Annotated in this window: 23 protein-coding genes; 10 read left to right on the forward strand and 13 right to left on the reverse strand. The window is 63.1% G+C overall.

Annotated features, from left to right (window positions below; all coding sequences use genetic code 11):
* Positions 1–6 precede the first annotated feature (6 nt).
* On the forward strand, positions 7–1,686 hold the full coding sequence (locus CEX87_RS18310; RefSeq protein WP_094288486.1) for an FAD-dependent oxidoreductase: 1,680 nt from the start codon (positions 7–9) through the stop codon (positions 1,684–1,686).
* A gap of 5 nt (positions 1,687–1,691) precedes the next feature.
* On the opposite strand, the gene CEX87_RS18315 is transcribed toward CEX87_RS18310, so the two are convergent.
* From CEX87_RS18315 to CEX87_RS18325, 3 genes are all read right to left on the reverse strand, one after another.
* On the reverse strand, positions 1,692–2,147 hold the full coding sequence (locus tag CEX87_RS18315) for a VOC family protein (protein WP_064398196.1): 456 nt from the start codon (positions 2,145–2,147) through the stop codon (positions 1,692–1,694).
* 123 nt (positions 2,148–2,270) lie between these two features.
* Positions 2,271–2,888, reverse strand: coding sequence for a maleylpyruvate isomerase family mycothiol-dependent enzyme (locus CEX87_RS18320; RefSeq protein WP_064418803.1), 618 nt, complete (start codon positions 2,886–2,888; stop codon positions 2,271–2,273).
* Positions 2,885–4,003 carry a citrate synthase 2 gene (locus tag CEX87_RS18325; protein WP_094288488.1) on the reverse strand — a complete coding sequence of 373 codons (1,119 nt, stop codon included), beginning with the start codon at positions 4,001–4,003 and terminating at the stop codon, positions 2,885–2,887. Before CEX87_RS18325 ends, CEX87_RS18320 begins: the two co-directional genes overlap by 4 nt.
* A 116-nt stretch (positions 4,004–4,119) precedes the next feature.
* On the opposite strand from CEX87_RS18325, the gene pdxH reads away from it, so the two are divergent.
* The 5 genes from pdxH to CEX87_RS18350 all read left to right on the forward strand — a co-directional run bounded on the left by pdxH (position 4,120) and on the right by CEX87_RS18350 (position 8,935).
* Entirely contained in the window at positions 4,120–4,749 is a 630-nt protein-coding gene (gene pdxH / locus CEX87_RS18330; protein ID WP_064418805.1) for a pyridoxamine 5'-phosphate oxidase, read from the forward strand.
* 112 nt (positions 4,750–4,861) lie between these two features.
* Entirely contained in the window at positions 4,862–5,512 is a 651-nt protein-coding gene (locus CEX87_RS18335) for a TetR family transcriptional regulator (RefSeq protein ID WP_064425020.1), read from the forward strand.
* 97 nt (positions 5,513–5,609) lie between these two features.
* Entirely contained in the window at positions 5,610–6,917 is a 1,308-nt protein-coding gene (locus CEX87_RS18340; protein WP_082680721.1) for a citrate synthase, read from the forward strand.
* 196 nt (positions 6,918–7,113) lie between these two features.
* Complete coding sequence (locus CEX87_RS18345; protein WP_198957256.1) at positions 7,114–8,526, forward strand: MFS transporter; 1,413 nt, start codon at positions 7,114–7,116, stop codon at positions 8,524–8,526.
* On the forward strand, positions 8,516–8,935 hold the full coding sequence (locus CEX87_RS18350; protein ID WP_094288492.1) for a MarR family winged helix-turn-helix transcriptional regulator: 420 nt from the start codon (positions 8,516–8,518) through the stop codon (positions 8,933–8,935). The genes CEX87_RS18345 and CEX87_RS18350 overlap by 11 nt, the downstream gene beginning before the upstream one ends.
* On the opposite strand, the gene CEX87_RS18355 is transcribed toward CEX87_RS18350, so the two are convergent.
* Together CEX87_RS18355 and CEX87_RS18360 are read right to left on the reverse strand one after the other, a co-directional pair.
* Positions 8,932–10,470, reverse strand: coding sequence for a phytoene desaturase family protein (locus tag CEX87_RS18355; RefSeq protein ID WP_094288494.1), 1,539 nt, complete (start codon positions 10,468–10,470; stop codon positions 8,932–8,934). The two genes, CEX87_RS18350 and CEX87_RS18355, sit on opposite strands and share 4 nt — an antisense overlap.
* On the reverse strand, positions 10,467–10,715 hold the full coding sequence (locus CEX87_RS18360) for a DUF2630 family protein (RefSeq protein WP_094288496.1): 249 nt from the start codon (positions 10,713–10,715) through the stop codon (positions 10,467–10,469). The genes CEX87_RS18355 and CEX87_RS18360 overlap by 4 nt, the downstream gene beginning before the upstream one ends.
* A gap of 22 nt (positions 10,716–10,737) precedes the next feature.
* On the opposite strand from CEX87_RS18360, the gene CEX87_RS18365 reads away from it, so the two are divergent.
* Entirely contained in the window at positions 10,738–11,121 is a 384-nt protein-coding gene (locus tag CEX87_RS18365; protein ID WP_198957251.1) for an FKBP-type peptidyl-prolyl cis-trans isomerase, read from the forward strand.
* Positions 11,122–11,196: 75 nt separating this feature from the next.
* On the opposite strand, the gene CEX87_RS18370 is transcribed toward CEX87_RS18365, so the two are convergent.
* From CEX87_RS18370 to CEX87_RS18400, 7 genes are all read right to left on the reverse strand, one after another.
* The gene (locus CEX87_RS18370) at positions 11,197–12,537 is read right to left on the reverse strand and encodes a HAMP domain-containing sensor histidine kinase (protein WP_094288498.1); all 1,341 of its coding nucleotides are present in this window, start codon (positions 12,535–12,537) and stop codon (positions 11,197–11,199) included.
* Complete coding sequence (prrA, locus tag CEX87_RS18375) at positions 12,537–13,250, reverse strand: two-component system response regulator PrrA (RefSeq protein ID WP_064396416.1); 714 nt, start codon at positions 13,248–13,250, stop codon at positions 12,537–12,539. The genes CEX87_RS18370 and prrA overlap by 1 nt, the downstream gene beginning before the upstream one ends.
* A 103-nt stretch (positions 13,251–13,353) precedes the next feature.
* Positions 13,354–14,235 carry a hypothetical protein gene (locus CEX87_RS18380; protein ID WP_064396414.1) on the reverse strand — a complete coding sequence of 294 codons (882 nt, stop codon included), beginning with the start codon at positions 14,233–14,235 and terminating at the stop codon, positions 13,354–13,356.
* Positions 14,232–14,690 carry a DUF6197 family protein gene (locus CEX87_RS18385; RefSeq protein ID WP_064396412.1) on the reverse strand — a complete coding sequence of 153 codons (459 nt, stop codon included), beginning with the start codon at positions 14,688–14,690 and terminating at the stop codon, positions 14,232–14,234. Before CEX87_RS18385 ends, CEX87_RS18380 begins: the two co-directional genes overlap by 4 nt.
* 20 nt (positions 14,691–14,710) lie before the next feature.
* Positions 14,711–15,355: a response regulator transcription factor gene (locus CEX87_RS18390; RefSeq protein WP_094288500.1), complete on the reverse strand. Its 645-nt coding sequence runs from the start codon at positions 15,353–15,355 to the stop codon at positions 14,711–14,713.
* A complete protein-coding gene (locus tag CEX87_RS18395; RefSeq protein ID WP_094288502.1) occupies positions 15,343–16,635 on the reverse strand; it encodes a sensor histidine kinase in 1,293 nt (430 codons plus the stop codon). The genes CEX87_RS18390 and CEX87_RS18395 overlap by 13 nt, the downstream gene beginning before the upstream one ends.
* A 71-nt stretch (positions 16,636–16,706) precedes the next feature.
* Positions 16,707–17,750: an acyltransferase family protein gene (locus CEX87_RS18400; protein ID WP_094288586.1), complete on the reverse strand. Its 1,044-nt coding sequence runs from the start codon at positions 17,748–17,750 to the stop codon at positions 16,707–16,709.
* Positions 17,751–18,844: 1,094 nt separating this feature from the next.
* Here CEX87_RS18400 and CEX87_RS18405 point away from each other — a divergent pair.
* The 3 genes from CEX87_RS18405 to CEX87_RS18415 are packed head-to-tail and all read left to right on the forward strand — an operon-like array spanning position 18,845 to position 25,113.
* Positions 18,845–19,264: an MmpS family transport accessory protein gene (locus CEX87_RS18405; RefSeq protein ID WP_094288588.1), complete on the forward strand. Its 420-nt coding sequence runs from the start codon at positions 18,845–18,847 to the stop codon at positions 19,262–19,264.
* Positions 19,261–22,155 carry an MMPL/RND family transporter gene (locus CEX87_RS18410; RefSeq protein WP_094288504.1) on the forward strand — a complete coding sequence of 965 codons (2,895 nt, stop codon included), beginning with the start codon at positions 19,261–19,263 and terminating at the stop codon, positions 22,153–22,155. The genes CEX87_RS18405 and CEX87_RS18410 overlap by 4 nt, the downstream gene beginning before the upstream one ends.
* Before the next feature lie 9 nt (positions 22,156–22,164).
* Positions 22,165–25,113: an MMPL/RND family transporter gene (locus tag CEX87_RS18415; protein ID WP_094288506.1), complete on the forward strand. Its 2,949-nt coding sequence runs from the start codon at positions 22,165–22,167 to the stop codon at positions 25,111–25,113.
* 420 nt (positions 25,114–25,533) lie between these two features.
* Here CEX87_RS18415 and CEX87_RS18420 read toward each other — a convergent pair whose 3' ends face one another.
* Positions 25,534–26,151 (reverse strand): class I SAM-dependent methyltransferase, encoded by a 618-nt coding sequence (locus CEX87_RS18420; RefSeq protein ID WP_094288508.1) that lies wholly within the window; start codon positions 26,149–26,151, stop codon positions 25,534–25,536.

Here is a 26,151-nt window from a genome sequence, read left to right on the forward strand (position 1 = left end):
GCGCTTGTGCCCCATGTGATCACCCAGTCGTGTTGCAGCGACGGGTCCTGCGTCTACGCGTGTCCGGTGAACTGCATCCACCCGACACCCGACGAACCCGGCTTCGCGACCGCCGAGATGCTCCACATCGATCCGGTGGCGTGTGTGGATTGCGGTGCGTGCGTGTCGGCGTGCCCGGTCGGTGCGATATCGCATGATTCGAAGTTGACGCCCGCGCAGCTTCCGTTCGTCGAGTTGAACGCCGCGTTCTATCCCGAACCGGACGGAAAGGTGCCGCCGACATCGAAACTGGCGCCGGTCATCGAGGCGCCGGTGGTGTACCCGAGGGCAGGTGGACCGCTCACCGTGGCGATCGTCGGATCGGGACCGGCGGCGATGTATGCCGCCGACGAGCTGCTCACCCAGAAAGGGGTGCGCGTCAACGTTTTCGAGCGGCTGCCCACGCCCTACGGATTGGTGCGCGCCGGCGTCGCGCCCGACCACCAGAGCACCAAGCGCGTCACCAAGCTGTTCGACAGGGTCGCGGCCCAACCGGGATTCACGTTCTACCTCAACGTCGAGGTGGGCTCCGACGTCACCCACGACGAGCTGCTCGAGCATCACCACGCCGTCCTCTACGCCGTCGGGGCGCCCAACGACCGCCGGCTCGACATCGGGGGAATGGACCTGCAAGGCACGGGCACCGCCACCGAGTTCGTGGCCTGGTACAACGGGCACCCCGACTTCGGCTCGCTGCCAATCGATCTGAGCCACGAGCGCGTGGTCATCGTCGGCAACGGCAACGTCGCCCTCGACGTCGCGCGGATACTCGCCACACCGCCCGATGTCCTTGCGAGCACCGACATCTCCGATCACGCGCTCGCCGTGCTTCGCGCATCGAAGGTGACCGAGGTGGTGATCGCGGCCCGCCGCGGCCCCGCCGACTCGGCGTTCACGCTGCCCGAGCTGATCGGGCTGACGTCGACGTGCGAGGTGGTGCTCTCGCCGGAGGACCACGAATTGGTGAACCGCGACCTGGCCGCGGCCCAGGATCGGTTGACCCGCAACAAGTTGGAGATCCTGAGCAAGCTGGCGGACACCTCCGCGCCGGTGACGCGACCCCGTATCCGGCTCGCCTATTCGCTCACGCCGAAGCGCGTCATCGGTGACGTCCGCACCGAGGCGATGGATTTCACGGTCACCGGCACCGACGAGGTTCGTCGGGTCGACGCCGGTTTGGTCTTGACCTCGATCGGCTACCGCGGCAAGCCCATCCGCGGTCTGCCCTTCGACGAGGAGGCCGCGGTCGTGCCCCACGACGGCGGCCGGGTCGTCGACCCGCGGTCGGGCGCACCCGTTCCCGGCAGCTACGTCGCGGGCTGGATCAAACGCGGACCGACGGGCTTCATCGGCACCAACAAGTCGTGCGCCGCGCAGACCGTGCACAACCTCGTCGCCGACTACAACGAGCGCAGGTTGCGCGATCCCGTGCACAAGCCCGCGGCACTCGACAAACTCGTGTGCAGCAGGCGGCCCGACATGGTCGACTCCGCCGGGTGGAAGGCGATCGACGCCGCCGAAGTCGCCCGCGGCGGCGACGAACGACCGCGCGTGAAGTTCACCGCGGTCCCCGACATGCTCTCCGCCGCGGCCGACTCCCGCGGATCCGGGTTCGGCCGGCGCCTACTGGCCGGCCTGCGCCGCTAGCTCCGTCACTGGTGCTGCTGCACCGCCTTCTCGATCTCCTCGGGACTGACTTCACGCACCGGCTGACCCATCGACCACAGATGCCCGAAGGGGTCACGCAGCTCGCCGTAGCGGTCGCCCCAGAACATGTCACCGAGCGGCATGACGACCGTCGCGCCTGCGTCGACGGCCTTCTGGAACTTGGCGTCGACATCGGTGACCGTCAGATGGATGGTCACCGGCGAGCCGCCGAGAGCTTCCGGCGTCGCAGACTTGCCGTCGTTCATGTCCGGGAAGTCGTCGTTGAGCATCACCAGCGCCCCGTTGATGCGCAGCGCGGCGTGAAACAGCCTCTTGCCGTCGGGCCCCGGCACCCGGCCGAGTTCCTCGGCGCCGAAGGCCTTGACGTAGAAGTCGATGGCTGCGGCGCCGTCGCTGACCGTGAGCATGGGCGACACTGCTGGCTCGAAGTCGATGGCCATGTGGAGAGCTCCTTCTCGATTCGGGTTAGGCCCGCGGGCGGGTTACCAGTACCGACTCGGCGAGCGGACGCAATTCATCGGTACGCGGTCATGCAACCACTGCCCACCGACAGATCAGAGGCTTCAGACGATCGAGAACGACGCCGGCAGAGCGTTGCGGCCCGTCAGCGCCATCAGCACCGTCTCGCCCTGCTGCCCGGCGGCGATGCGTGCTGCCAACACCAGCGCGTCCTCGAGTACAGGTGGCGGCAGCGTGAACGAAAGACCAACGGCACGTGCGATGTCCAGGCTGTGCACGGCCAGCTCGAACGTCCGCGTCGGCAGATAGGTCCGCAACCGGATGCCCAGCCCGCCGAGCACCCGGATCAACGGGTCGTCCACCGTCTCCAATCGCGCGATCGCTCGGGAGACGAGGTCTGCCACGGCGGCCGCCGGGTCGTCACCGAGGTCGCGCCCGGCTTGCCTGCCGCGCTCAGCCACGTCGGCGGGGTCCAGGCCCAGTGCCGCCGGGTTCACCCGCGCGTAGTACTCCTGCGGCGTGGCGATGTCCTCGGCCTGAGCTGTGGTCTCGAGGTAGGTGAGCACGGTGGTCAGCGAGCGCGACGTGTGCCCGACAAGCGAGCGCAGGTCCCACTCGCCCAGACCCGGCCCCGATAACGCGTCGGCGGGAATGCGGCCGACCAGGTCCGCGAAACTGTGTGCCGCTGAGGCGAACGTCTCCAGGATCGAGGGCGCAGTCACGACCGGACGACTTGGTCCCAGCCCTCGACCGACTCGGGGCTGCGCGGCGCCGGCCCGACGTAGATCGCCGACGGGCGCACCAGCTTGCCGAGCCGCTTCTGCTCGAGGATGTGCGCACACCAGCCCGCGGTGCGCCCGCAGGTGAACATCGCGGGCATCATCTTGGTCGGCACCTGGGCGAAGTCGAGGGTCACCGCCGCCCAGAACTCGACGTTGGTCTCGATGGCGCGATCGGGTCGGCGCTCCCGCAGTTCGGCAAGGGCGGCCTGCTCGAGGGCGGCCGCGACCTCGTAGCGCGGGGCCTCGAGCCGCTTGGCCGTCGCGCGCAGCACCCGGGCCCGCGGGTCCTCGGCGCGGTACACCCGGTGCCCGAAGCCCATCAGCTTCTCGTTGCGGTCGAGGATGCCCTTGACGACGGCGCGGGCGTCGCCGGTCTGCTCGGCCTCCTCAATCATCGGGATCACCCGGGCCGGGGCCCCGCCGTGCAGCGGTCCGCTCATCGCGCCGATCGCGCCGGACAGGGCGGCAGCGACGTCGGCGCCGGTGGAGGCGATCACGCGAGCGGTGAAGGTCGAGGCGTTCATACCGTGTTCGGCGGCGCTGACCCAGTAGGCGTCGATGGCCTCGACGTGCCGGGGGTCTGGGTCGCCCTGCCAGCGGGTCATGAATCGCTCTGTCACGGTGGAACATTCGTCGATGGTGCGCTGCGGGACCGCGGGGCGATAGATCCCCCGCGCCGACTGCGCGACGTAGGACAGTGCCATCACCGAGGCCCGGGCGAGGTGCTCGCGGGCGGTCGCATCGTCGATGTCGAGCAGCGGGGGATAGCCCCAGATCGGGGCCAACATCGCCAGTCCGGCCTGGACGTCGACGCGCACATCACCGCTGTGGATTGGCAGCGGGAATGGCTCGGCAGGCGGCAGACCGTTGCCGAACTTCCCGTCGACCAGCAGCGCCCACACGTCGCCGAAGGTGACCCGCTGGTTGACCAGATCCTCGATGTCGACGCCGCGGTACCGCAGCGCGCCGCCGTCCTTGTCGGGTTCGGCGATCTCGGACGTGAAGGCGACGACGCCTTCGAGGCCGGGGACGAAGTCTTCGGGCACCGCGCTCATGGCCAGATTCTCGCACCTGTGAAACGGCGCTCATCTGGCGGTTGCGGACACGACGGCAGCCGGTGTGGGCGTAGCGTTGGCGCGTGGCGGAGGTAAGCCCGGAACACTTGGCGAGGATGCGGGTGGAATACGGTTCGGCGGAAAAGGACGGCAGTCCAGACCTGGACGTGGATTGGCTGGCCGACGGCTGGGTTACGTTGCTGCGCAAGTGGTTAGCCGATGCCGAGCGCGCCGGTGTCGCCGAACCCAATGCCATGGTCATCGCGACCGTCGACAACCGGGGACGGCCCGTCACCCGGTCGGTGTTGTGCAAGAGCGTCGACGACACCGGCATCACGTTCTACACCAACTACGACTCCGACAAGGGCGAACAGCTAGCGGCGACGCCGTACGCGTCGGCCACCTTCCCCTGGTATCTGACCAGTCGCCAGGTCCACGTCCGAGGCCCCGTGACCAAGGTGTCGGCGGAGGAGACCGCCGAGTACTGGTCGAAGCGGCCGCGGGGGTCGCAGTTGGGCGCGTGGGCGTCGTACCAGTCGAAGCCGATCGCCTCGCGCGCGGCGCTGCTGGAGCAACTGGCCGAGGTGACGCGGCGCTTCGAAGGTCAGGACACGGTGCCTGTCCCGCCGAACTGGGGTGGCTATCTGATCGCCGCCGACGTGGTCGAGTTCTGGCAGGGCCGGGAGAACCGGGTGCACAACAGGATTCGCATCCAGGACGGGCGCATCGAGCGGCTGCAGCCTTAGGTGCCGGCGTTCGCTACCGCGAGGCACCGGCCCGAAATGCTGACGTCGATCATGTTCTCGGAGCAGATGAATTCTTAGCTCCTTCATAGATTCGACCGTTAGGATCGCGTTCGTGCCTGACGGTAGGGGGGCGCAGTCCGTTGGGCTGCGAGAACGCAAGAAACAGCGCACGCGTGCGACTCTCATCGACGCCGCCGTGGAACTGTGCAACGGACAGGGTTTCGACAACACCACCGTCGACCAAATCGCCGCGGTGGCCGACGTCTCACCGCGCACCTTTAGCCGGTACTTCCCGACCAAGGACTCGATCGCGCTGGCCCTGGTCGACGAAATCGTCGACGAAGTCGCCGTCGAGTTGGAGCGCCAACCCGCCGAACTGAACCACCTGGAGGCGATCCTGCGCGCCTACGTCGCGATGGGGGAGGCGGCCAAGCACGCGGGGCCCGATGATCTGCGAGCCGAGCGGGTGTTGTGCATCGCCCGGATCATCCTGTCGTCGCCGACGCTGCGGCAGATCACCCCCGATTTCCGGGGCAACGCGGTCGAACGCGCGCTCGCCAGGCGCATGCGCGTCGACCTCAGCGACCGCCGGGTGCGGCTGACATCCGCGACGTGGAGTGCGGTGATAATGACGGCGCTCACCGATGTCGTGCAGGTCAACAGCGACTGGTCACAGGTGTCCCTCGACGACCTGATCGACCACTTGGAGACGGTCTTCGCGGAGTTCACCGGCTTGTTGGGTAATCTGCGGCTGCCCGTCTGAGCAAGTGACCGCCCCCGGCGGGGCACGCGTGCCGGAATGGGACTACCTTTTGTAGGAGCAATGTCCGAATACTCCCAGCAGCGACGAAGGGAAACTCGTGGCCGATAACGCGAAGAGTGGGGAAGGGCAAGCCACCCTCTCCTACCCCGGTGGCACGCTCGACCTTGACATCGTTTCCGCCACCGAAGGCGCTGACGGCATCGCGCTGGGTTCACTTCTGGCCAAGTCCGGCTACACCACCTTCGACGAGGGCTTCGTCAACACGGCGTCGACCAAGAGTGCGATCACCTACATCGACGGCGACGCCGGCATCCTGCGCTACCGCGGCTACCCGATCGAGCAGCTCGCCGAGAAGTCGAACTTCATCGAGGTGAGCTATCTGCTCATCTACGGTGAGCTGCCCACCAAGGAACAGCTCGCGGAGTTCACCACCCGGATTCAGCGGCACACGCTGCTGCACGAGGACCTCAAGCGGTTCTTCGACGGGTTCCCGGCCAACGCCCACCCGATGCCGGTGCTGTCCAGCGCGGTCAACGCGCTGTCGACGTACTACGAGGATTCGCTGGATCCGTTCGACGACAACCAGGTCGAGCTGTCGACGATCCGGCTGCTGGCCAAGCTGCCGACCATCGCGGCGTACGCCTACAAGAAGTCGGCCGGCCAGCCGTTCCTGTACCCGGACAACTCGCTGACGCTGGTCGAGAACTTCCTGCGGATGACGTTCGGATTCCCGGCCGAGCCCTACGAGGTCGATCCCGAGATCGTCCGCGCGCTGGACATGCTGTTCATCCTGCATGCCGACCATGAGCAGAACTGCTCGACGTCGACGGTGCGGTTGGTCGGCTCGTCGCAGGCCAACCTGTTCACGTCGATCTCCGGTGGCATCAACGCGCTGTGGGGCCCGCTGCACGGCGGCGCGAACCAGGCGGTGCTGGAGATGCTGGAGAAGATCCGCCAGGCCGACTTCGACGTCCACGAGTTCATCAAGAAGGTGAAGAACCGCGAGGACGGCGTCAAGCTGATGGGCTTTGGCCACCGGGTCTACAAGAACTACGACCCGCGCGCCCGCATCGTCAAGGAGCAGGCCGACAAGATCCTCGGCAAGCTCGGCGGCGACGACGAGATGCTGGACATCGCACGGACTCTCGAGGAAGCCGCGCTCACCGACGACTTCTTCATCGAGCGCAAGCTCTACCCGAACGTCGACTTCTACACCGGCGTGATCTACCGGGCGATGGGCTTCCCGACGCGCATGTTCACCGTGCTGTTCGCGCTCGGCCGGCTGCCCGGCTGGATCGCGCACTGGCGGGAGATGCACGACGAGGGCAGCGGCAAGATCGGCCGTCCGCGCCAGGTCTACACCGGTTACACCGAGCGCGACTACAAGGACGTCAGCAGCCGCTAACTAGGTTGCCTCCTGCGCCGCCTCCCCCGCCTGTGCTGCCTCCCCCGCGCCGAACGTGGGTTACCCGCACGTTCTGGGCGTCCGGAGCGTGGCGTAAGCCCACAATCGGCGTCGCGAATCTCACCGCCTTGGCAGCTTGCCGGGAGAACAGTTGTAGTTTCACAATTGTTGGGTGAATGAAACCGTCGTCCGGTCAATGAGCGCTCGGCGCAAGGCCACCATCTTGGTGACCTGCTGCCTGAGCCTGCTGATCGTGTCGATGGACGCGACGATCGTCAATGTCGCGATTCCCAACATCCGCGCCGACCTCGACGCCACCGGGTCGCAGCTCCAGTGGGTGATCGACATCTACACGCTGGTGTTGGCCTCGCTGCTATTGCTGTCGGGAGCGGCTGCAGACCGGTTCGGTCGTCGAGGCACGTTCCAGATCGGGCTGACGGTGTTCGCGGTCGCGTCGCTGCTGTGCAGCCTGGCGCCCAACATCGAGACGCTGATCGCCGCCCGCTTCCTCCAGGCGATCGGTGGCTCGATGATGAACCCCGTCGCGATGTCGATCATCACGCAGGTGTTCACCGGCAGGGTGGAACGCGCCCGGGCCATCGGCATATGGGGCGGTGTCGTCGGCATCTCGATGGCCGCGGGGCCGATCGTCGGCGGTGTGCTCATCGAGTGGATCAACTGGCGCGCCGTGTTCTGGATCAATCTGCCGATCTGCGCGGTGGCGATCCTGCTCACCGTCATCTTCGTCCCGAAGTCCAAGTCGCTGACCATGCGCGACGTCGATCCGATCGGCCAGCTGCTGGGTATGGCGTTCCTGTTCGGCCTCGTCTTCGTGCTCATCGAGGGACCGGTCATGGGATGGGGACACGTTCGTACGGTCGCCGTGGCGGTCGGCGCGGTCGCGGCCTTCGTCGGCTTCGTGGCTTATGAGGCTCGCAGGCGGGACCCGTTCATCGATCTAAGGTTCTTCCGGAGCATTCCGTTTGCGTCGGCGACGATGATTGCGGTGTGCGCATTCGCGTCGTGGGGTGCGTTCCTGTTCATGATGTCGCTGTACCTGCAGGACGCGCGCGGTTTCTCGGCGTTTCACACGGGGTTGATCTATCTGCCGATAGCCGTTGGGGCACTGATGTTTTCGCCGTTGTCCGGCCGGATGGTGGGGCGGTTCGGTGCCCGACCTTCGCTGCTGTCTGCGGGTGTGCTCATCACGGCGGCGACGATTATGCTCGCCCAGCTGTCGGCGACGACACCGGTGTGGCAGCTGCTCGTGATCTTCGCTGTCTTCGGCATCGGGTTCTCGATGGTCAACGCGCCGGTGACCAACGCCGCCGTCAGCGGCATGCCGACCGACCGGGCGGGGGCCGCGTCGGCGATCGCATCGACCAGCAGGCAGGTCGGCGTGAGTATTGGTGTGGCACTGTGTGGTTCGGTCGCAGGCGGCGCGCTGGCCGCGACGGGCCCAGGGTTCGCGGAGGCCGCTCGCCCGCTGTGGATGATCTGCGCGGTGCTTGGGGTGGTGATCATCGTGCTCGGCTTCTACTCGACGTCCGGCAGGGCGTTGCGGTCTGCCGATCGACTGGAACCGTTGGTGACGGCCGATGTCCGGTAATCGAGGGGCAGACGAGGCGTGGCGGGCGATGGCGACGTTCGTCGTCGAGAACCACGACAGCTGGAAGCGGGCGATCGTCGAGCACTCCGGGTTGCCGTTCAGCAGGGTGCGCATCCTGCGGCGGTTGAGCCGACGGCCGATGACCGTCAAGGAGTTGGCGCACGCGGCGACCATCGACGCGCCGGCCGCGACGGTCGCGGTCAACGACTTGGAGGGGCGCGGGTTGGTGGTGCGTCAGGTGGATCCGGAGAATCGCCGGTGCAAGCGAGTGTCGCTCACCGATGCGGGATGCGCCATGGTGGCCAAGATCGACGCGGTCGACGACCCGGCGCCCGAGTCCCTGGCGAACCTGGACCAAGCCGACGTCGAGGCGTTGCGCGAGATACTCGCCAAGCTGTCGGCCGATTAACGCTCCAGCACCGCCATCGCGGCATTGTGTCCACCGATACCTGATACTCCGCCACCACGACGTGAACCCGATCCGCACAACAGGATTCGCTCATGTGCGGTCCCCACGCCCCAGCGTCGAGCCGGGGTGTCCAGTGGTTCGTCATCCTCGGCGAACGGCCACGTCAACGCTCCGTGAAAGATATGCCCGCCCGTCATGCCGAGCGAGTGTTCGAGGTCGACGGTCGTCTTCGTCTCGATGCACAACCGGCCAGCCGAGTCTTCCATTAGCACATCGTGAATCGGCTCGGCCAGAACGGAGTTCAACGAATTGAGCACCGCAGAGGTCAAGGAGTCGCGCATTCGATCCGGATCGCCGGAGGACACCAAGTGGTGAGGGGTATGCAAGCCGAACACCGTTAGCGTCTGCGCACCGGCAGCGCGCAGTTCATCGGACAGGATCGAGGGATCGGTCAGCGAGTGGCAGTAGATTTCGCACGGCAGCGGGTCCGGCACAACGCCGTGGTCCGCCTGCCCGTAAGCCGCGTCCAGTTGGCGGTACGTCTCGTTGATGTGGAACGTTCCGCCGAACGCCTGCTCGGGTGTGACTGCGTCGTCGCGCAATCGCGGTAGGCGCCGCAGCATCAGGTTCACCTTGACCTGCGCACCCGGCGTCGACTCCGGCGGTTGCTCACCCAGCAAGCCCGCGAGCACGGTCGGAGTCACGTTGGCCAGAATAACGTCGCCTTGGACGGTGCCATCGACACCACCGCAGCGGTAGCGCACTTCGCCCTCGGGATCGACCGCGTACACCTCTGCGCCACAGGTAATTTCGGCGCCAAAGCCGGTGGCAGCCGCGGTCAGTGCACCGCTAACGGCGCCCATCCCGCCGATCGGCACATCCCAGTCGCCGGTTCCGCCGCCGAGCAGGTGGTAGAGAAAGCAGACATTTTGGATCAACGACGGGTCGTCGAGGCGAGCGAAGGTCCCGATCAACGCGTCGGTGGCCATCACGCCGCGGACCACGTCGTTGTCGACGGCCGAGGCGATCGAGTGCCCGATCGGCTCGTCGACCATCGACCGCCACGCGGTTTCGTCATCGACGAGAGCGCGCGCTTGTGTGCGCGTCAGAAGCGGTTCCAGCAGCGTCGGCCATAACCGCTCGATCAGGCCACCGCACCAGCGGTAGAACTCGGCGAACCGCGATTCGTCGGCGGCCGCGCCGATCGCATCGAACGTCGACGTAGGGCAGATGAGCAGTCCGGTGCGGCCGCCGGTCGTCGGGTCGGGCGTGTATGACGAGTAGCGGCGACGCACCAGGCGCACCCGCGCGCCCAGGTCGTCGATGATGCGCCGGGGCAGCAGGCTGACGAGGTAGGAGTACCGCGACAGTCGGGCGTCGACTCCCTCGAAAGCGTGCGCGGAAACCGCCGCGCCGCCGACGTGGTCCAGTCGCTCCAGCACCCGAACCCGACGACCCGCCTTCGCCAGATACGCCGCCGCGACGAGACCGTTGTGCCCGCCGCCGACGACGATGACGTCGTAACTGGGGCTCAGTTGAGGTAGCCCTCGACCTCATCGGGCGGACGCACCTCGGCTTCGCGTGGATCGCCGCCGGTCTCCCGAAGCGCCCGGCGCTGCCGCAGCAGATCCCAACACTGGTCGAGCTGCACCTCGACGGCCTTCAGCCGTCGGTGCTCCTCGGATTCGTCGATCTCGCGGTTCTGGAGCTGTGCGCGCAGCTCCTGCTCCTCGGCGACCAGCCTGTTGACCTGGTCGAGAATGTCTTGGTCTTTGGTCACAGCACCAGTCTGCCCGACTACCGTGAGTGCGGTGACCTCAAGTTCAGGGCAGAAGCCCGAAATCGAATTCCCCGACGGCCCTCCGCCCACCGAATTGGTGATCACCGATCTGGTCGTTGGCGACGGCGCCGAAGCGGTGCCCGGCGGCAACGTCGAGGTGCACTACGTCGGCGTGGAGTACGACACCGGCGAAGAATTCGACAGTTCATGGAACCGCGGCGAGTCGATCGAGTTCCCCCTGCGCGGACTCATCCAGGGTTGGCAGGACGGCATTCCGGGCATGAAGGTCGGCGGTCGTCGACAGCTCGTCATCCCGCCTGAGCAGGCCTACGGTCCCGCCGGCGGTGGGCACCGGCTGTCGGGTAAGACGCTGATCTTCGTCATCGACCTGCTGGCGACCCGCTGACCTGCCGCCGAAACTGAAGATTTACGCGTTGAAACGGCGAATCCTCGCGCAAATGTTCAGACTCGGCGCCAAAGCTCACTGATGGCCCGGCAGGCGCAGCAGCAGCCGAGCGCCGCCGAGCGGGCTTTCCTCTAAAGAAGCTGTGCCGCCATGCAATTCGGCCTGCTGTGCGACCAGCGCCAGGCCGAGCCCCGAGCCCGACACCGACGCCGTCGATCCGCGAGAGAACCGTTCGAACACGACCGAGCGCTCCTCCTCGGGGATGCCGACGCCGTCGTCGTCGATCGCGATTTCCACGCCCGCTCGTGAGCTGACCGCCGACAGTTGTACGCGGGTAGCGCCACCATGCTTCACGGCGTTGGCGATCGCGTTGTCGACCGCCAACCGCAGACCCGCGGGCAGGCCCACGATGATCACCGTCGGCGCAGGCACCAACGACACCTCCAGGTCGGGGTAGACGCGCATCGCGTCATGGGCGGCGCGGTCCAACAACTCCGTGATGTCGACGGGCACGTGGTCGTCGGCGGTCGACAACTCACCCTGTGCCAGGCGTTCCAGCGCGCCGAGCGTTGCCTCGATCCGCGACTGGGTCCGGATCACGTCGTTCACCACCTCTTTGCGCTGGTCCTCGGGCAGGTCGAGGGTGGACAGCACCTCGAGATTGGTCCGCATCGCGGTCAACGGGGTGCGCAGTTCGTGGGCGGAGGATGCGAAGTCGCGCGCCGAGGCCAGCGCGGCCTTGGTCCGGTCCTGTTCCTTCCACACGCGTTCGACCAGGCCCTTGACCGCCTCGGCGATCTCGACGGCCTCGGTGGCGCCGCGCACCTCGACGTCGGGGTCTTCGTCGCCGGCATCGATCTGGCGGGTCTGTTGGGCCAGGCTCTTGAGCGGGCGCACCGCGAAAGCGGCCAGTACCCAGCCGAACACCGACGCGGCGCCGACGGCGAACACGCAAATGATGATCACCCGTCGGTGCAGGTTGTTGGTGTCGGCGATGGTGGCGTCGTAGGTGGCGCCGACGGCCACCGACATCGGCCCGGGGTAGTAGGGGATGTCGACGGTGCGAACCCGGTAGCGCACGCCGTCGACGTAGGTGTCGGCGTATCCGGGTTCGAGTTGGGGGAGTACGACGTCGGAGTTGGACGTCACCTCGTCGCCGCGGTGCACGGTGATGACCGCGTCCTGGTTGGTCGGCGACTTCGGAATCTCGTCCAGGCCGCGGGGCAGGAACGGGATCGCGAAGCCGGCGGCCTCGTCGAGGCGGCGGTCAAGGCGTTCCTTGCGGTCATTGGTGATGCCGACCCAGACGACGGTTCCCACGATGATGACGACGATCGCCGCGCCGATGGCGGTGGCGAGCGCTACGCGGGTGCGCAGCGACGGGGTTCGGCGGAAGATCCGCGACAGCAGAGACATCACTGTGTCCGCAGGACGAACCCCACTCCGCGGACGGTGTGAAGGAGCCGGGGGGCGCCACCCGCTTCGAGCTTGCGGCGCAGGTAGCCGATGAAGACGTCGACCACGTTGGTGTCGGCGGCGAAGTCGTAACCCCAGACGAGCTCGAGCAGCTGTGCGCGTGACAGCACGGCGGTCTTGTGTTCGGCCAGCACCGCGAGCAGGTCGAATTCGCGTTTGGTCAGGTCGACGTCGACGCCGTTGACGCGGGCTCGGCGGCCCGGGATGTCGACCTCCAAAGGTCCGACCTGGATGGTCTCCGAGGAGAAGGTCGCGGTGGACCCACGCCTGCGCAGCAGCGCCTTCACCCGGGCGACCAGTTCCTGCAACACGAACGGTTTGACCAGGTAGTCGTCGGCCCCGGCCTCCAGGCCGGCGACCCGGTCGTCGACCGAGCTGCGCGCCGAGAGCACGCAGACCGGCACGTCGTTGTCCATCGCGCGCAGCGCCGTGACTACGCTGACTCCGTCGAGCACGGGCATGTTGATGTCCAGCACGATCGCATCGGGCCGGGTCTCGGTCGCGCTGCGCAGCGCTTCGGCGCCGTCCACCGCGGTGGCCACGTCGAATCCGGACAGCCGCAACCCGCGCTCGAGGGAGGCCAGCACGTCGGGATCGTCGTCGACGACGAGAACTCGAGGTGAGGCTCCGCCACTGTCTGTACCACTGGCCATGTAGCCAATCTTGCCTGACGGACGGCCCCAATCGGGGGAGGCCGTGCGAACAGGGGTACCGGCCGAATCGCGCTGGAAGTTGCCGGCCCTCATCGAGGAGTTCTCAGGGAAGCTCGGTGACTTCGACGTTGCCGGTCGCCGAGCGGGCCGTCACCGCGGGGGCATCCTGGGCTGGTGTTTGCGGAACGGTCACCAGCGTTCCGCTATCGGACTCCGCGGATTCGGCGCGCACTCGGTACGGATCGGGGCCAGGCACCTGTACCTTCACGTCACCTTCGGCGGTGGCTTCGGTTGTGCGCGGTGCCGCACGGAACTCCGTCGAAATGCTTCCGGACCCTGAATGTGCTTTAAACGAATCGGCGACGGCGATAGCGCTGCTGGTCTTGATATCCCCGCGGGCGTTGACATCGATCAGGCGTGCCGATCCGGCGAGTGAGGCGTTGTGATCGGTTTGGGCCACCAATTCCCGAAGGGATGAGTCGACGGACAGCGAGCCCGCTCCCTGGTCGACTGTGACGCTGAGATTTCGGGCGGTGTCCGGTGGGAGGATGACCCGGAGTTCTCCTGTGCGGTGGAACCAGAGAAATCCAGACCCGCTGTCGTGGAGCGTGATTCGGCTGGCGTCGCCTTCCTGTGTTACCGCCAGCTGTGTGTCGTCAGAGTTGGTGACGAGGCGAAGGTCGACACGGGGTTCGTTGGCGTTGGCGTCAGTGTTGACGTGGACGGTGACTGGGACGTCGCCGGTCACGATGGTCAGCGCGCGCATATCGGTCGGCAGGTTCTTCGTATCCGTCACGACCCGGGTGCCGCCGAGGCCGGACGCGAGAACGCCGAGGCTGACGAAACTGCCGAGCGCAAGCAAGGATCCGACGATGACAAGCACTACGCGCATCACCGTTCGTTGCCGACCGGTCAGCGATGGTGGCGGCGAGTCCTCTGCGGAGGAATTGGCCTCCCGGGGTGTGGTCACGTCGATCGCGTTCATCGGTGCTCCTCCCTTTCCAGGAGAGCGACGGCGTGCTTGAGTAGCAGCACGACATCGGTTTTCGTGGTGCTCGCGTCGTCGTTGAAGGCGTCAAGCGCCGGCCATCCCGGAACGGCGACAGAATTGGCCAACTCCAGCAGCAGCGTCTCCAGCCGCTCGATCTGCTCGTGTACCGCCTGCGAGTCCCGAAGCATCCAGTAACCCGCCGCGGTGCGTAGCGCGCCCTGCAGACAGAAGCTGTACGGCGTGGCCCCGAGTTCGGTGCGCGCGGAGAAGCCCCCTTGGCCAAGGTCATCCACGCATACGCGCACCCAATCGCCAGGCCTGTCGACAGATGCCATGACCTGGTTGCCAGTGGCGTCGCGGCAGTAGGTGCCCTGGGTCCACGCGCCGTCGGCTGCGATGAGCGCCATCGCGCCCTCGACCACCTCTCGGTCCGTGTTGATCGTCGTCATGGTGTCTCTATGTCCTTCGGTTAAGTCTCGAGGTAGCGCAGGACGGCGAGGACACGGCGGTTTTCGGTGTCATCAGGTGCCAGTCCCAGCTTCGTGAAGATGGAGGCGATGTGTTTCTCGGCGGATCCAGTCGTGATGTACAAGGTCGCGGCGATCGCCGAATTGGTCTTGCCTTCGGCCATTAGCTGCAAGACCTCTCGCTCTCGAGGCGTGAGTTGGTCGAGTGCGCTACGACGGTGCGAACGCGCAAGGATTTGGGAGACGACCTCGGGGTCGAGCACGGTGCCACCGCCACCGACCACCGTGACCGCTTCGAGGAAGGCCGGTACGTCGGCGACGCGGTCCTTCAGCAGATAGCCGAAGCCGCGGGTATCCGAGCTGATCAGATCGGAGGCGTATCGCTCTTCGACGTAGTGCGACAGCACGAGCACGGGCGATTCGGGGTTTTGGCTGCGCAGAAGCGCTGCGCAACGGATGCCCTCGTCCGTGAAGGTCGGCGGCATCCGCACGTCGACCATCACCAGATCGGGGTGCGTCTCATTGACCAGGCGCAGAAGGTCCGTCGCGTCGGCAACGCTGGCGACGACCTCATGGCCGGCGTCGGTCAGTATGCGTTCGATACCCGCGCGCAGCAGCGCCGAGTCTTCTGCGATCACGATGCGCATGGCAGTAGCGCGGTGACGGTCGTGGGCCCTCCAGCAGGGCTGGCGACGGTGAACGTACCGCGGGCGGCGCGGACACGTTCGGCCAAGCCGCGAAGGCCGGTGGCCGTCTCGGTGTCGGTCACGTGGGCACCACCGCGGCCGTCATCGAAAACCGAGACGGCCAACCAGTTTTCGGAGTCGAGCCGCACCGTGACAACGGCCCGCGACGCGTGAGCGTGTTTGGCGACGTTGGTGAGTGCCTCAGCCACGACGAAGTAGGCAACCGATTCAACTTCTTGAGGGATGTCCCGCGGCAAGTCGACGTTCAGTGTGGTGGGTACCGCCGCGCGCTGCACCACGGCCGACAACGCGGCATCCAGCCCGCGATCGGAGAGAATCGTCGGCGCCATGCCTCGCACGACGTTACGCAGCTCCACCAGAGCGGTTTTCGCGTCCTCGTGAGCCTCGGCGATCAGCGACTTCGCAGCGTTCGGGTCGGACTCGAGCTTGGTCTGGGCTAGACCGATCGTCATCGCGAGCGACACGAGGCGCGGCTGCACGCTGTCATGCAGGTCGCGTTCGATGCGGTAGCGCTCGGTCTCGGCGGAGGTCATTGCCCCGCGTCGGGCGTCGTCGAGTGCGTTGACCTCGTGCTTCAACATCGCAGTTGGCGACGGCGACAGCAGCCAGTGGTCGATCTTGGCGTCGAGGATAGGCGCGAACACCACGATCGCAACGGCGGCCACGAGCGCGATCACGGCCAACGGCCACGCCAGGGCCGGCGGAATGAACGACACCCCGGCGTTGGCCGAACTCCGAGTCACGGCGATCGCTCCGGCGGGTGCCAGCAGCGCGAAGGCGAGCAGGAACAGAGCAAGCCCCCCGGCCGCCGCGTCGTAGAACATCCGGAAGAAGTGGTGCGTGCAGCCCTTCCAAAAGCGGGTGCTACCCAGGTCGAGCCACAACTGGTGGACCCAACCCGGAAAACCGTTGCGGTGGGACAGTTTTCGGGGCGGTACCCGGATGCCCATGCCGAAGACGGCCTCGCTGCGCAACCGTTCGAGCCACTCGACGCCGCGCATCAGGTAAAGGAACAGGATCGTGACGACCACCGGTCCAATCACCGTAGGGATCGAGGCGATCCCGAAGATCACGAGCATGATCGGAAACCACAGCCAGAGCGCCGCGATCGCCGCGCCGGCGATCATCGATGCGCTGGGCCAGATGCCGATCCGACGAGGCGCCGGCGTCGCTTTCTCGGCGGTAACCGGCTCCGCCTCGTGATCGGTGGTTGCGACCATGCCGTTAAATTACGGGAATGCCTCGCTGAAAGGACATGGCGGTACCCGGGCGACTTTGCGGGGGTTAACCCCTATATCGTCGCTTGTTCGGCAAACTCTCGCCGCCGTACGCGTCGCTTCAGCTTCATTGCCTGACGCTCCACGACGAACCATGAGAACGCGGCGAGCGGAATCGTGCAGGCCGTGGCCACCACAAAGAACAGGCGCGGGTCCAGCCAGATCAAGCCCGCCGCCGCGAGGAGTTGCTGCACCGGCCAGGCGTAGATGTACATGCCGTACGACAGGTCGTTCCGTAGGCGGGGTCGCTTCAACAAGGCTCCCGACACGATCACCGCGTACGCCAACGGCAGCGCCGCATAGACCCGGTAGTTCGGTAGCAGTCCCAGCGTCACGACCAGCCCTGCGCACGCCGCCACCAGCCACCACCGTGCGGGTATCCGGTCCCGGTACTGGTACAACAACGCACCTGCGGAGAAGACGACGGCGAACCGCATCACCATTTGCGGAAGCGTCTCCAGCGCCATGACCGGATATCCGACGATCGCAGACCCGGCAACCGACAGGACGAACACAACCGGGATTGTCCAGCGACGCCGAAGTAGGCCTGCGACGCCTAACACCGCCACGGCGATGTAGCAGATCAACTCGAAGATCAGGGTCCACAACGGCCCGTCCCAAACGCCGTCCCATGGCACATTCAGAGGGGTGCCGTCGATATCGGCGTAGTAGATGTTCAGCACCGCGTTGTTGAGCACGTAGGCGATCTGCGACGACAACCTCAACGAGCCACCGGACAGCGCCGCACCGATCGGCGCCAATACGAACGCGACGATCAGTACGCAGATCCACAAGCCGGGGAAGATGCGCAAGGCCCGTGCCGCCGCGTACTCGCGCAATCGCGGATTGTTCAGCCAGGAGCCGGTGATCAGAAATCCCGACACCACGAAGAACCCGTCCACCCACCCTTGCGTAAACACCTGGGCGAGTGGTGTCTCTATCGTCCTGCCCGTCAACGGCCAGGAATGCTGGAGTATCACCCCGCCGGCCAGAATCAGCCGCCACGCATTCAGTGCGTTGTGCCGGGGGTCGAAGACTTCGCTGAGAGTTCCTCTCATCGCCATGACTGTAGCTGAGTTTGCGGAGTAACTACCCGTGGCTCTTATTGATAAGTAAGGGGCCTAGCTCTGCATGCGCATTGCTGGTAGAGGTGGAACATGGCACTCGCCGACACGGGATCTCCGCTCGAGGCATCGATTCGGCCGTGCTGTCTCCCAATGGGCGCATGGTCATCATCTAGAGGACGAGGCGCCAGACCTCCCGTTGCTGTCCCAGGCTGCCCCGCTTGCACGTTCCTATAGTGAGCAAGCCGTGCGATGGGTGGACATGTTGACAACTCACCACGCCCAAGCCCGACAACACCAAGGTAAGCCCTCGGTTGCGGCCCGGAGGACTCCATTTGACCTGTCCGACTTCGATAAACGGCCGACTCCAAAATCAAGTCGCGAGTATTTGCTCCGATCCAAAGATTGGGCCAGACCGCATGCTGGCGCAATTCACCCGCAAGCGTCGAATCGAAGCTGGCGGAGGAGCCTGTGACGCTGCCTGTCTCCCACTGACGCTGAGATTGAAGCACCCCCGGTGGCTGACCTTCATCGGCGCTTGGGGACAGCGGGACCTGAGGCGGTCGCTTCGGCTGATCGCGAATGTTGTTTCAGGACAGGACGAGTCGCTTCGAGAAGGCATGGCGGCGTCCGGATCATCCAAGTGATTTCTGTGGTGTTGCTGCGGGAGTGGTTACCAGAATCTTGCGTGGCCGGCCTACGGGGGATAACCCCCGTAACTCTATGTTCTCCTTCGAGTCAAGCCGCTGAGCGGTACACTCCGCTCCTCGCAGAAAGGCGTGCTACCAGATTTGCGGGTGAGTGTTGAGTTTCGTATCGTGCGATGACACATCAACTGTGTTCCGATCCCATATCGCCTTGGGAACAGGACGTTATTGGGGGGACGGCACATGGTTTACTCGTCGAGATCGAATTGCTCTGCTGATGTCCCGATGTTTGCGGTGGAGGTCGTCGTGCGAGGTAGCGACTTCGACCTGAGTGGGGGAAGGGGTCGTTCCTTGCGTGGGGTGTCCGGTGTGTAGTTGCATGGTCGCCGAAACGATGCCGGGCGTGGAACTAGGTGGAGGGAGTCGACGATCTTCAGGCTTCTGAAGCGGGTGTGGATTCCGCTGGTCATCGCCATCGTCGCTGTCGCGGGCGGTTTCACCGTCTCACGTCTCCACGGCATGTTTGGTTCTGACGATCGTCCGGCGTACGCCGATACGGAAGTAGCCGATACCAAGCCCTATGACCCCAAACGCCTCACATACGAGGTTTCTGGGCCGCCAGGGACCCTGGCTACGATCAGCTACTTCGACAGCGACTTCGTGCCGCAGGTGATTCGGGGAGCGAGTCTCCCGTGGACTTTGCAATTCGATATCAGCGAGGCAACAGCGGTGGGAAGCGTCGTGGCCCAAGGCAACGCGGAAAGCATCAGTTGCCGCATCCTGATAGATGGTGAAGTCAAGACCGAGAATTCCTCAAACCAGGTGGACGCGTTCACTTCCTGCATTCTCGAGGCCGCATGACCGGCAGGCACGTAGGTCAGAACGGCAGCGAGACATTATCGCGCCCGTTCGTTGCGCGCACGATCCGTCGGTTCTCGGTGCTGATAATCCTCGGGTGGTTGGCAATTACCGTCGCAGTGACCGTGTTCGTACCACCGCTCGAGCAGGTTGAGAGGGAAAAGTCGGTCCCGCTCGTTGTGACTGATGCGCCGTCTTATGAGGCGGCCAACCGTATGGGTAAGGAGTTTTCCGAGTCCAGTCCAGAAAGCATGGCGATCCTCGTTCTGGAGGGTCAGCAGCCCTTGGGCGAGGATGCACGCAGGTATTACGACGAAATCATCCGACAGTTTCGTGACGAAAAAAAACATGTCCAGTACATCCAGGATTTCTGGGGGGATCCGCTCACGGCAGCCGCCGCGCAAAGTACCGATGGAAAAGCCGTTTATGCGCAGGTAAACATAATTGGAGCAACAGGCTCTCCTGCTGGCAACGAATCTGTCGCTGCTCTGCAGAAAATCGTGGGAAGTATTCCCGCTCCACCGGGAGTAGAGGCTTTCATAACGGGTCCTGCCCCCATTGTCGCGGACATGGGTAAGAGCGGTAACCGCACAGTGATCCTGATCACGGTGGTGACCTTCGCAGTGATCTTCATTATGTTGCTGCTGGTGTACCGCTCGGTAACCACAGTAATTCTGTTGCTGCTGATGGTCGGAATTCAGTTACAAGTAGCCAGAGGGATCGTTGCCTTCCTTGGCCTTCACGGCATTGTAGGCCTGACAACCTATGTAGTTAATCTAATCGTGTCTGTGGGAATCGCCGCGGGCACTGATTACGGCATATTCTTCACTGGCCGATATCAGGAGGCCCGGCAGGCCGGTGAGAATAAGGAGTCCGCCTTTTTCACCTCTTATCGGAGTGTGGCTAAAGTGGTCTTGGCCTCCGGCATGACGATTGCGGGAGCGATCTTCTGCCTTAGCTTTACTCGGTTGCCATTCTTCCAGCCTTTGGGAACTGCCGGTTCGCTCGGAATTGTTGTGGCAGTCGCAGTGGCTCTCACGTTAATCCCAGCGGTGATAGCCGCTGGAAGCCGTATTGGCCTTTTCGAACCGAAACGGGAGATTGTAACGCGACGATGGCGCCGATTGGGGACGTCGGTCGTTCGTTGGCCTGCGCCGATCCTTGCCGCAACTCTAGCTCTATCGATTATCGGACTTGTTACCCTCCCTGGCTATAATCCGAGCTATAACGACGAGGAATTCATTCCCGCGGATATTCCGGCGAAGCAAGGATATGACGCTGCCGCTCGTCACTTCCCCGAATCTCGACTGGCCGCACCCGATGTGCTAATGATCTCAACCGATCACGATATGCGCACCTCCGCGGATCTTCTAATCCTGAACAAGCTTGCAAAAGCCGTGTTCGCAGTTCCGGGCGTCGAAGACGTCCAGTCGATAACCCGGCCCGAGGGCACACAAATACCACATACGACCATACCATTCCTGCTGACGAGGGTTCAGGCCAACCAATCCCTGATGATCCCGTTTCAAAAGGATCGCATGGCCGACATGCTCGAGCAGGCTCAGCAGATGACCGAGACCATCGGCATCATGCAACGAATGTATGGCTTGATGAAGCAAATGGTGGCAACGACGCACAGCATGGTCGAAACCACACATGAATTGCAAGAAGTCACTAATGAACTCAGGGACGCGCTCGCAGGGTTCGATGACTTCTTCCGCCCGATCCGCAATTATTTCTACTGGGAACCCCACTGTTTCAATATTCCCATTTGTTGGTCGTTGAGGTCGATCTTTGAATCACTCGATGGCGTCGACCAGGTCAGCCTAAAAATGGATGAGCTAGTTGAAAACCTCGACAAACTCGACATATTGATGCCTCAGATGCTCGCTGAATTCCCGGCGATGATTGCGACGATGGAGAGCACCCGGGCGATGATGTTGACTATGTACAGCACCATGTCGGGCACCATCGGAATGATGGACCAGACGGGCGACACTGCGACAGCCATGGGTAAAGCCTTCGACGCCGCAAAAGACGATGACTCTTTCTACTTGCCTCCTGAGGTCTTCGAGAATGAAGCTTTCAAGCGGATTTTGGATATCTTCCTGTCCCCTGACGGCAAGTCCGCGCGCATGCTCATCTCGCAAAAGGGAGATCCTGCGACGCCTGAAGGGATCTCGCGAGTCGACCCAATAAAGGCCGCAGCTGAGGAAGCTCTGAAAGGCACCCCCCTCGAGAACGCCCAAATTCATCTCGCCGGCACTGCGGCGACTGTGAAAGACCTTGTTGATGGGTCCCGGTACGATCTTCTGATTGCCGCAGTTTCAGCTGCCTGTCTGGTATTCATCATCATGTTACTGATGACGCGCAGCCTCATTGCCGCGATGGTAATTGTCGGTACCGTCGCACTCTCGCTCGGTGCGTCCTTCGGTCTGTCAGTGCTCTTTTGGCAACATCTACTCGGCATACAGATCAACTGGGTCGTGCTTGCGATGTCTGTGATTGTCTTGCTCGCGGTTGGGTCCGACTACAACTTGATGCTCGTATCCCGAATGAAGGAGGAAATCGGCGCCGGGCTCAATACGGGCATCATCCGAGCGATGGGCGGCACCGGCAAAGTGGTAACGGCAGCGGGGTTGGTGTTCGCTGCAACTATGGCTTCGATGGTCGTGAGCGACTTGCTCACGATTGGTCAAGTTGGCCTGACTATCGGGCTTGGTCTTCTCTTCGACACACTGATCGTGCGTGCTTTCATGACTCCCTCGATCGCCGCGCTCCTCGGCAGGTGGTTCTGGTGGCCGATGCGAGTCCGCCAGCGGCCGGCGAGCGGTCTCCTCCGGTCGGTGGGACCGCGTCCGCTCGTGCGCTCACTCTTGCTCAGGAACGATTAACGCGACCCCATGAGCGACAACAGCACTCGGCGCTCCTTCGTTCCTAGGGCGATTCGCAAGTTCCCACTCGTCGTAATCCTTGCGTGGGTTCTGCTGATCTTGGTCACTACCTTGGCGGCCGTCAATGGGAACTGGGCTGCGGCAATTCCGGCACTGGAAAAGGTTGGGCGAGAACAGTCCGTCTCGGTGATGCCCAAGGACGCCCCGTCGGTCCAGGCTATGACGCGTATGGGGAAGGTCTTCAAGGAGTCTGATTCCGACAGCTTCGCAATGATCGTGCTTGAGGGCCAGGAGCCGTTGGGGGAGGCCGCACACAGGTACTACGCCGAGCTGATCCGCGAGCTCCGCAATGACACCAAGCATGTGGAGCATGTCCAGGATCTCTGGGGAGATCGGCTTACTTCGTCCAGTGTGCAGAGCCCAGATGGAAAAGCCGCCTATGTGCAGCTGTACCTCGTCGGGAATCAAGGGACATTCATTGGGGAGGAGTCAGTAAACGCAGTCCGGGCAACTGTGGATCGCCTGTCACCGCCTGCCGGAGTCGACGTCTACTTGACCGGTGCGGCACCGCTCGCGTCCGATATGCAGCGCAGTGGTGACGAATCCATCTTGAAGATCACCGCTGTAACAGTCGTCATTATCTTCGCGGTCCTTCTTCTCGTATACCGCTCTCTGCTCACGGTGATTGTGTTGCTGGTGATGGTTGGCGTGGAGTTAGCGGCCGCCCGCGGTGTGGTTGCATTCCTGGGACATGAACAACTCTTCGTCTTGTCAACGTTTGCCGTCAATATGCTGGTGTTTCTCTGTATTGCAGCCGGCACCGATTACGGAATCTTTTACTTCGGCCGCTACCAGGAGGAACGTGCGGCTGGCGCAAATCTGGAGACCGCCTATTACCGAACGTATCGCAGCGTCACCCCGGTGGTCTTGGCGTCGGGAACGACGATTGCCGGGGCGCTTCTATGTCTCAGCTTTACGCGATTGCCCTACTTCAAGACGATGGGTGTGCCCTGCGCACTAGGCATGCTCGTAGCCGTGGCGGCCGCGGTCACAGTTGTACCGGCGGGAATTGCGCTCGCCAGTCGTGTCGGTTTGTTGGAGCCCAAGAGAAAGCTCCGGGTCGGTCGCTGGAGGGGGATCGGAACCGCGATCGTCCGGTGGCCGGGGCCTGTCCTTGCTGCTACGTGCGCGGTTACCTTGGTTAGTCTGCTTACGCTGCCGGGCTATACCACGAGTTACGACGACCGGCTGTATGTACCCGATGACATTCCTGCCAACGAAGGATACGTGGCCGCCGAACGCCATTTCTCGCAAACGCGATTAATGCCGGATATCCTGATGCTGGAAACTGGAAGAGATTTACGGAACCCAGGCGACTTTGTCGTATTGAATAAGGTTGCGAAGGCTATTTTCCGTGTGCCAGGCGTCTCGCGTGTCCAGGCGATCACTCGACCGGAGGGGACGCCGATCGAACATACCTCGATCCCCTTTCTGATCAGCCTCCAGGGCGCGGGCCAGATTCAAGCGATGCAGTTTCAGCGAGAGCGGATGGATGACCTGCTCAAGCAGGCTGACGATCTGCAGACTATGATCGGCATTACGAAACGACAATACGAGCTCATGCGGCAGATAACAGAACTCACTGTTCGCATGACTGACCAAACGCACGAGCTTAAAGAAGTGCTGGATGACCTACGTGACTCTATAGCTGATTTCGATGATTTCTGGCGTCCGCTACGCAACTATCTTTACTGGGAGCCGCATTGCTACAATATTCCGATTTGCTGGGCGATTAGGGCGATCTTCGACACAATCGATGGCGTTGACACGATCAGTCTAAAAATGACGGATTTACTCAGGGACCTGGACAAGATGAGCGAGCTTATGCCGCAAATGGTCGAACTGATGCCGCGGCTTATAACGTTCCAGGAATTCATGCGTAGAAACTTGCTAACCATGCATAGCACCATGACCGGCTATCTCACGGGTATGGATGAGGCAGGCAAAAACGTCGCTGCAATAGGACAAGCCTTCGATGCCGCACAGAATGACGACTCTTTCTACTTGCCGCCCGAAGTATTCGAAAACGAAGATTTCAAACGTGCAATGGAATCTTTCCTCTCGCCGGATGGTAAAGCCGTACGATTCATAATTTCGCATCGCGGTGATCCAGCCACCCCGGAGGGAATAGCGCGGGTCGACGCGATAAAGCATGCAGTAGAAGAAGTCATCAAGGGCACCCCGTTGAAGGGCGCCAACATCTACATGGCCGGTGCTGCCTCGACAGCGAAAGACTGGCACGACGGATCGACCTATGACTTGTGGATCGCGGGCATCGCCGCCATCTGTCTTGTATTTACGATCATGCTCATCGTTACGCGAGGCTTTATCGCTGCGCTGGCGATTGTCGGAACAGTAGCGCTTTCGCTCGGTGCATCTTTCGGGGTTTCGGTCCTACTTTGGCAGTACATCCTCGGCATCAATCTGCACTGGATGGTGCTCGCCATGACAGTGATAATTCTTTTGGCCGTGGGCTCTGATTACAACCTCCTTTTGGTTTCGCGAATGAAGGAGGAGATCGGTGCCGGCATTAATACAGGCATTATTCGTGCGATGGGTGGAACCGGCAAAGTCGTGACCACAGCAGGATTAGTATTCGCCGCCACCATGGCCTCCATGGTGGTTAGCGACCTGCTGATCATCGGCCAGATCGGAACCACGATTGCGCTCGGCCTCATGTTCGATACGTTGATTGTGCGTGCTTTCATGACCCCTTCGATTGCCGCGCTCCTCGGGCGATGGTTCTGGTGGCCGCAGCGTGTGCGTCCGAGGCCATCCAGCAGTCTGCTGCGGGATATCGGACCGCGTCCGCTGGCGAGGTCCTTGCTGTTAGGAGAGGGGCGTTCCGCGTATGACGATGATGCGCCAACCGGAGAGATTCCTAGGCAATCGCCGTGAGACTGAGGCGGTCAGTTGCACCTGTTTGGGGCCACGAGCAATAGTCTCGCCAGCGTGATTCTCCGGGTTGGCGGAGTTCCTTTTCGGCATTCGTCTGACGTGGCGTCTCAAGACGCATTCAATCATTTAGGTTGCTAACGGTGATAAAGCGCATCTTCTAACCCGGACGTAGGTCGGCCAAAGCGATGTGACTCGCACCTCGCACCTGCAAAGATCACTCTATCAACTTGGCCTCTAGGAAAATCTGGTCTGTTTCCATATAGCGTCGATGGTAGCAATGACCACCAGCGGGGTGATCGAAAGCGCAATGGGGTGTCATTGAAGTAGCGCAAATCCAATCCACAGAATCGCGGGACGGCACGCAGTTGGCGACTCATCCTTCGGGAAAACTGAGTGATTCGGTACGCGAATAGGAAGTTTCTACTCTCTGCATTCCATTGCCCAGTGCGTATACGGAATCCACGTCTGATGTGTGACTCTGCCGGAAATAGAAGCGAAGATTCCGTGCCCTAAGGCGCGATATCCGGTCTCGTCGCGTACATGCTGGCCACGATCGCGACTTATGATGAAGCGGGCGACTGGGTTTTGCCTAGGCGTAAAGCACGGGTCGAGCGTCAAGGTCCGTCCTTTCGGCTTCAATGCCATCTTCGCTAGTTTCATGAATTCCCGCGCTGTCTCGTCATCGAGATGATGTAGCACACCAATGCCCATCACGAGGTCGAACGGTTCGAGCCTCGAAACTTCCGCCTGCTGGAGCAAACCGCAATGAAAAGTACCCCGCGGACCAAAGTTCCGTCTAGCCGCCTCAATATATTCAGGGCTCATGTCATAGCCCACATATGTCACATTCGCCGGAAGATGGCCAAGTATCTGGGCGGGTCCGCAGCCGAGATCAAGAACACGCATGCTTGAAAATGGCCGGATGAGATCACGGACAATCCAGTCCCTGCCCCGGCGCGCCCCCATAAGGCGTTGGAATGCTTCATACACATGAGGATTCGTCAATACTCGGCGGATCCCCGATGTCACTTGCGTCAT

This window comes from Mycobacterium lehmannii, assembly GCF_002245535.1.
GTDB classification, from domain to species: domain Bacteria; phylum Actinomycetota; class Actinomycetes; order Mycobacteriales; family Mycobacteriaceae; genus Mycobacterium; species Mycobacterium lehmannii.

Coding starts and splice junctions, on each gene's coding strand:
- CEX87_RS18315 (WP_064398196.1), bottom strand. CDS start 2,147: ATGGCCATCGACTTCGAGCCAGCAGTGTCGCCCATGCTCACGGTCAGC.
- CEX87_RS18325 (WP_094288488.1), bottom strand. CDS start 4,003: ATGAGCGCGGTGCCCGAAGACTTCGTCCCCGGCCTCGAAGGCGTCGTC.
- pdxH (WP_064418805.1), top strand. CDS start 4,120: ATGCGGGTGGAATACGGTTCGGCGGAAAAGGACGGCAGTCCAGACCTG.
- CEX87_RS18345 (WP_198957256.1), top strand. CDS start 7,114: ATGAGCGCTCGGCGCAAGGCCACCATCTTGGTGACCTGCTGCCTGAGC.
- CEX87_RS18350 (WP_094288492.1), top strand. CDS start 8,516: ATGTCCGGTAATCGAGGGGCAGACGAGGCGTGGCGGGCGATGGCGACG.
- CEX87_RS18370 (WP_094288498.1), bottom strand. CDS start 12,537: ATGTCTCTGCTGTCGCGGATCTTCCGCCGAACCCCGTCGCTGCGCACC.
- prrA (WP_064396416.1), bottom strand. CDS start 13,250: ATGGCCAGTGGTACAGACAGTGGCGGAGCCTCACCTCGAGTTCTCGTC.
- CEX87_RS18380 (WP_064396414.1), bottom strand. CDS start 14,235: ATGAACGCGATCGACGTGACCACACCCCGGGAGGCCAATTCCTCCGCA.
- CEX87_RS18385 (WP_064396412.1), bottom strand. CDS start 14,690: ATGACGACGATCAACACGGACCGAGAGGTGGTCGAGGGCGCGATGGCG.
- CEX87_RS18390 (WP_094288500.1), bottom strand. CDS start 15,355: ATGCGCATCGTGATCGCAGAAGACTCGGCGCTGCTGCGCGCGGGTATC.
- CEX87_RS18395 (WP_094288502.1), bottom strand. CDS start 16,635: ATGGTCGCAACCACCGATCACGAGGCGGAGCCGGTTACCGCCGAGAAA.
- CEX87_RS18400 (WP_094288586.1), bottom strand. CDS start 17,750: ATGAGAGGAACTCTCAGCGAAGTCTTCGACCCCCGGCACAACGCACTG.
- CEX87_RS18410 (WP_094288504.1), top strand. CDS start 19,261: ATGACCGGCAGGCACGTAGGTCAGAACGGCAGCGAGACATTATCGCGC.
- CEX87_RS18415 (WP_094288506.1), top strand. CDS start 22,165: ATGAGCGACAACAGCACTCGGCGCTCCTTCGTTCCTAGGGCGATTCGC.
- CEX87_RS18420 (WP_094288508.1), bottom strand. CDS start 26,151: ATGACGCAAGTGACATCGGGGATCCGCCGAGTATTGACGAATCCTCAT.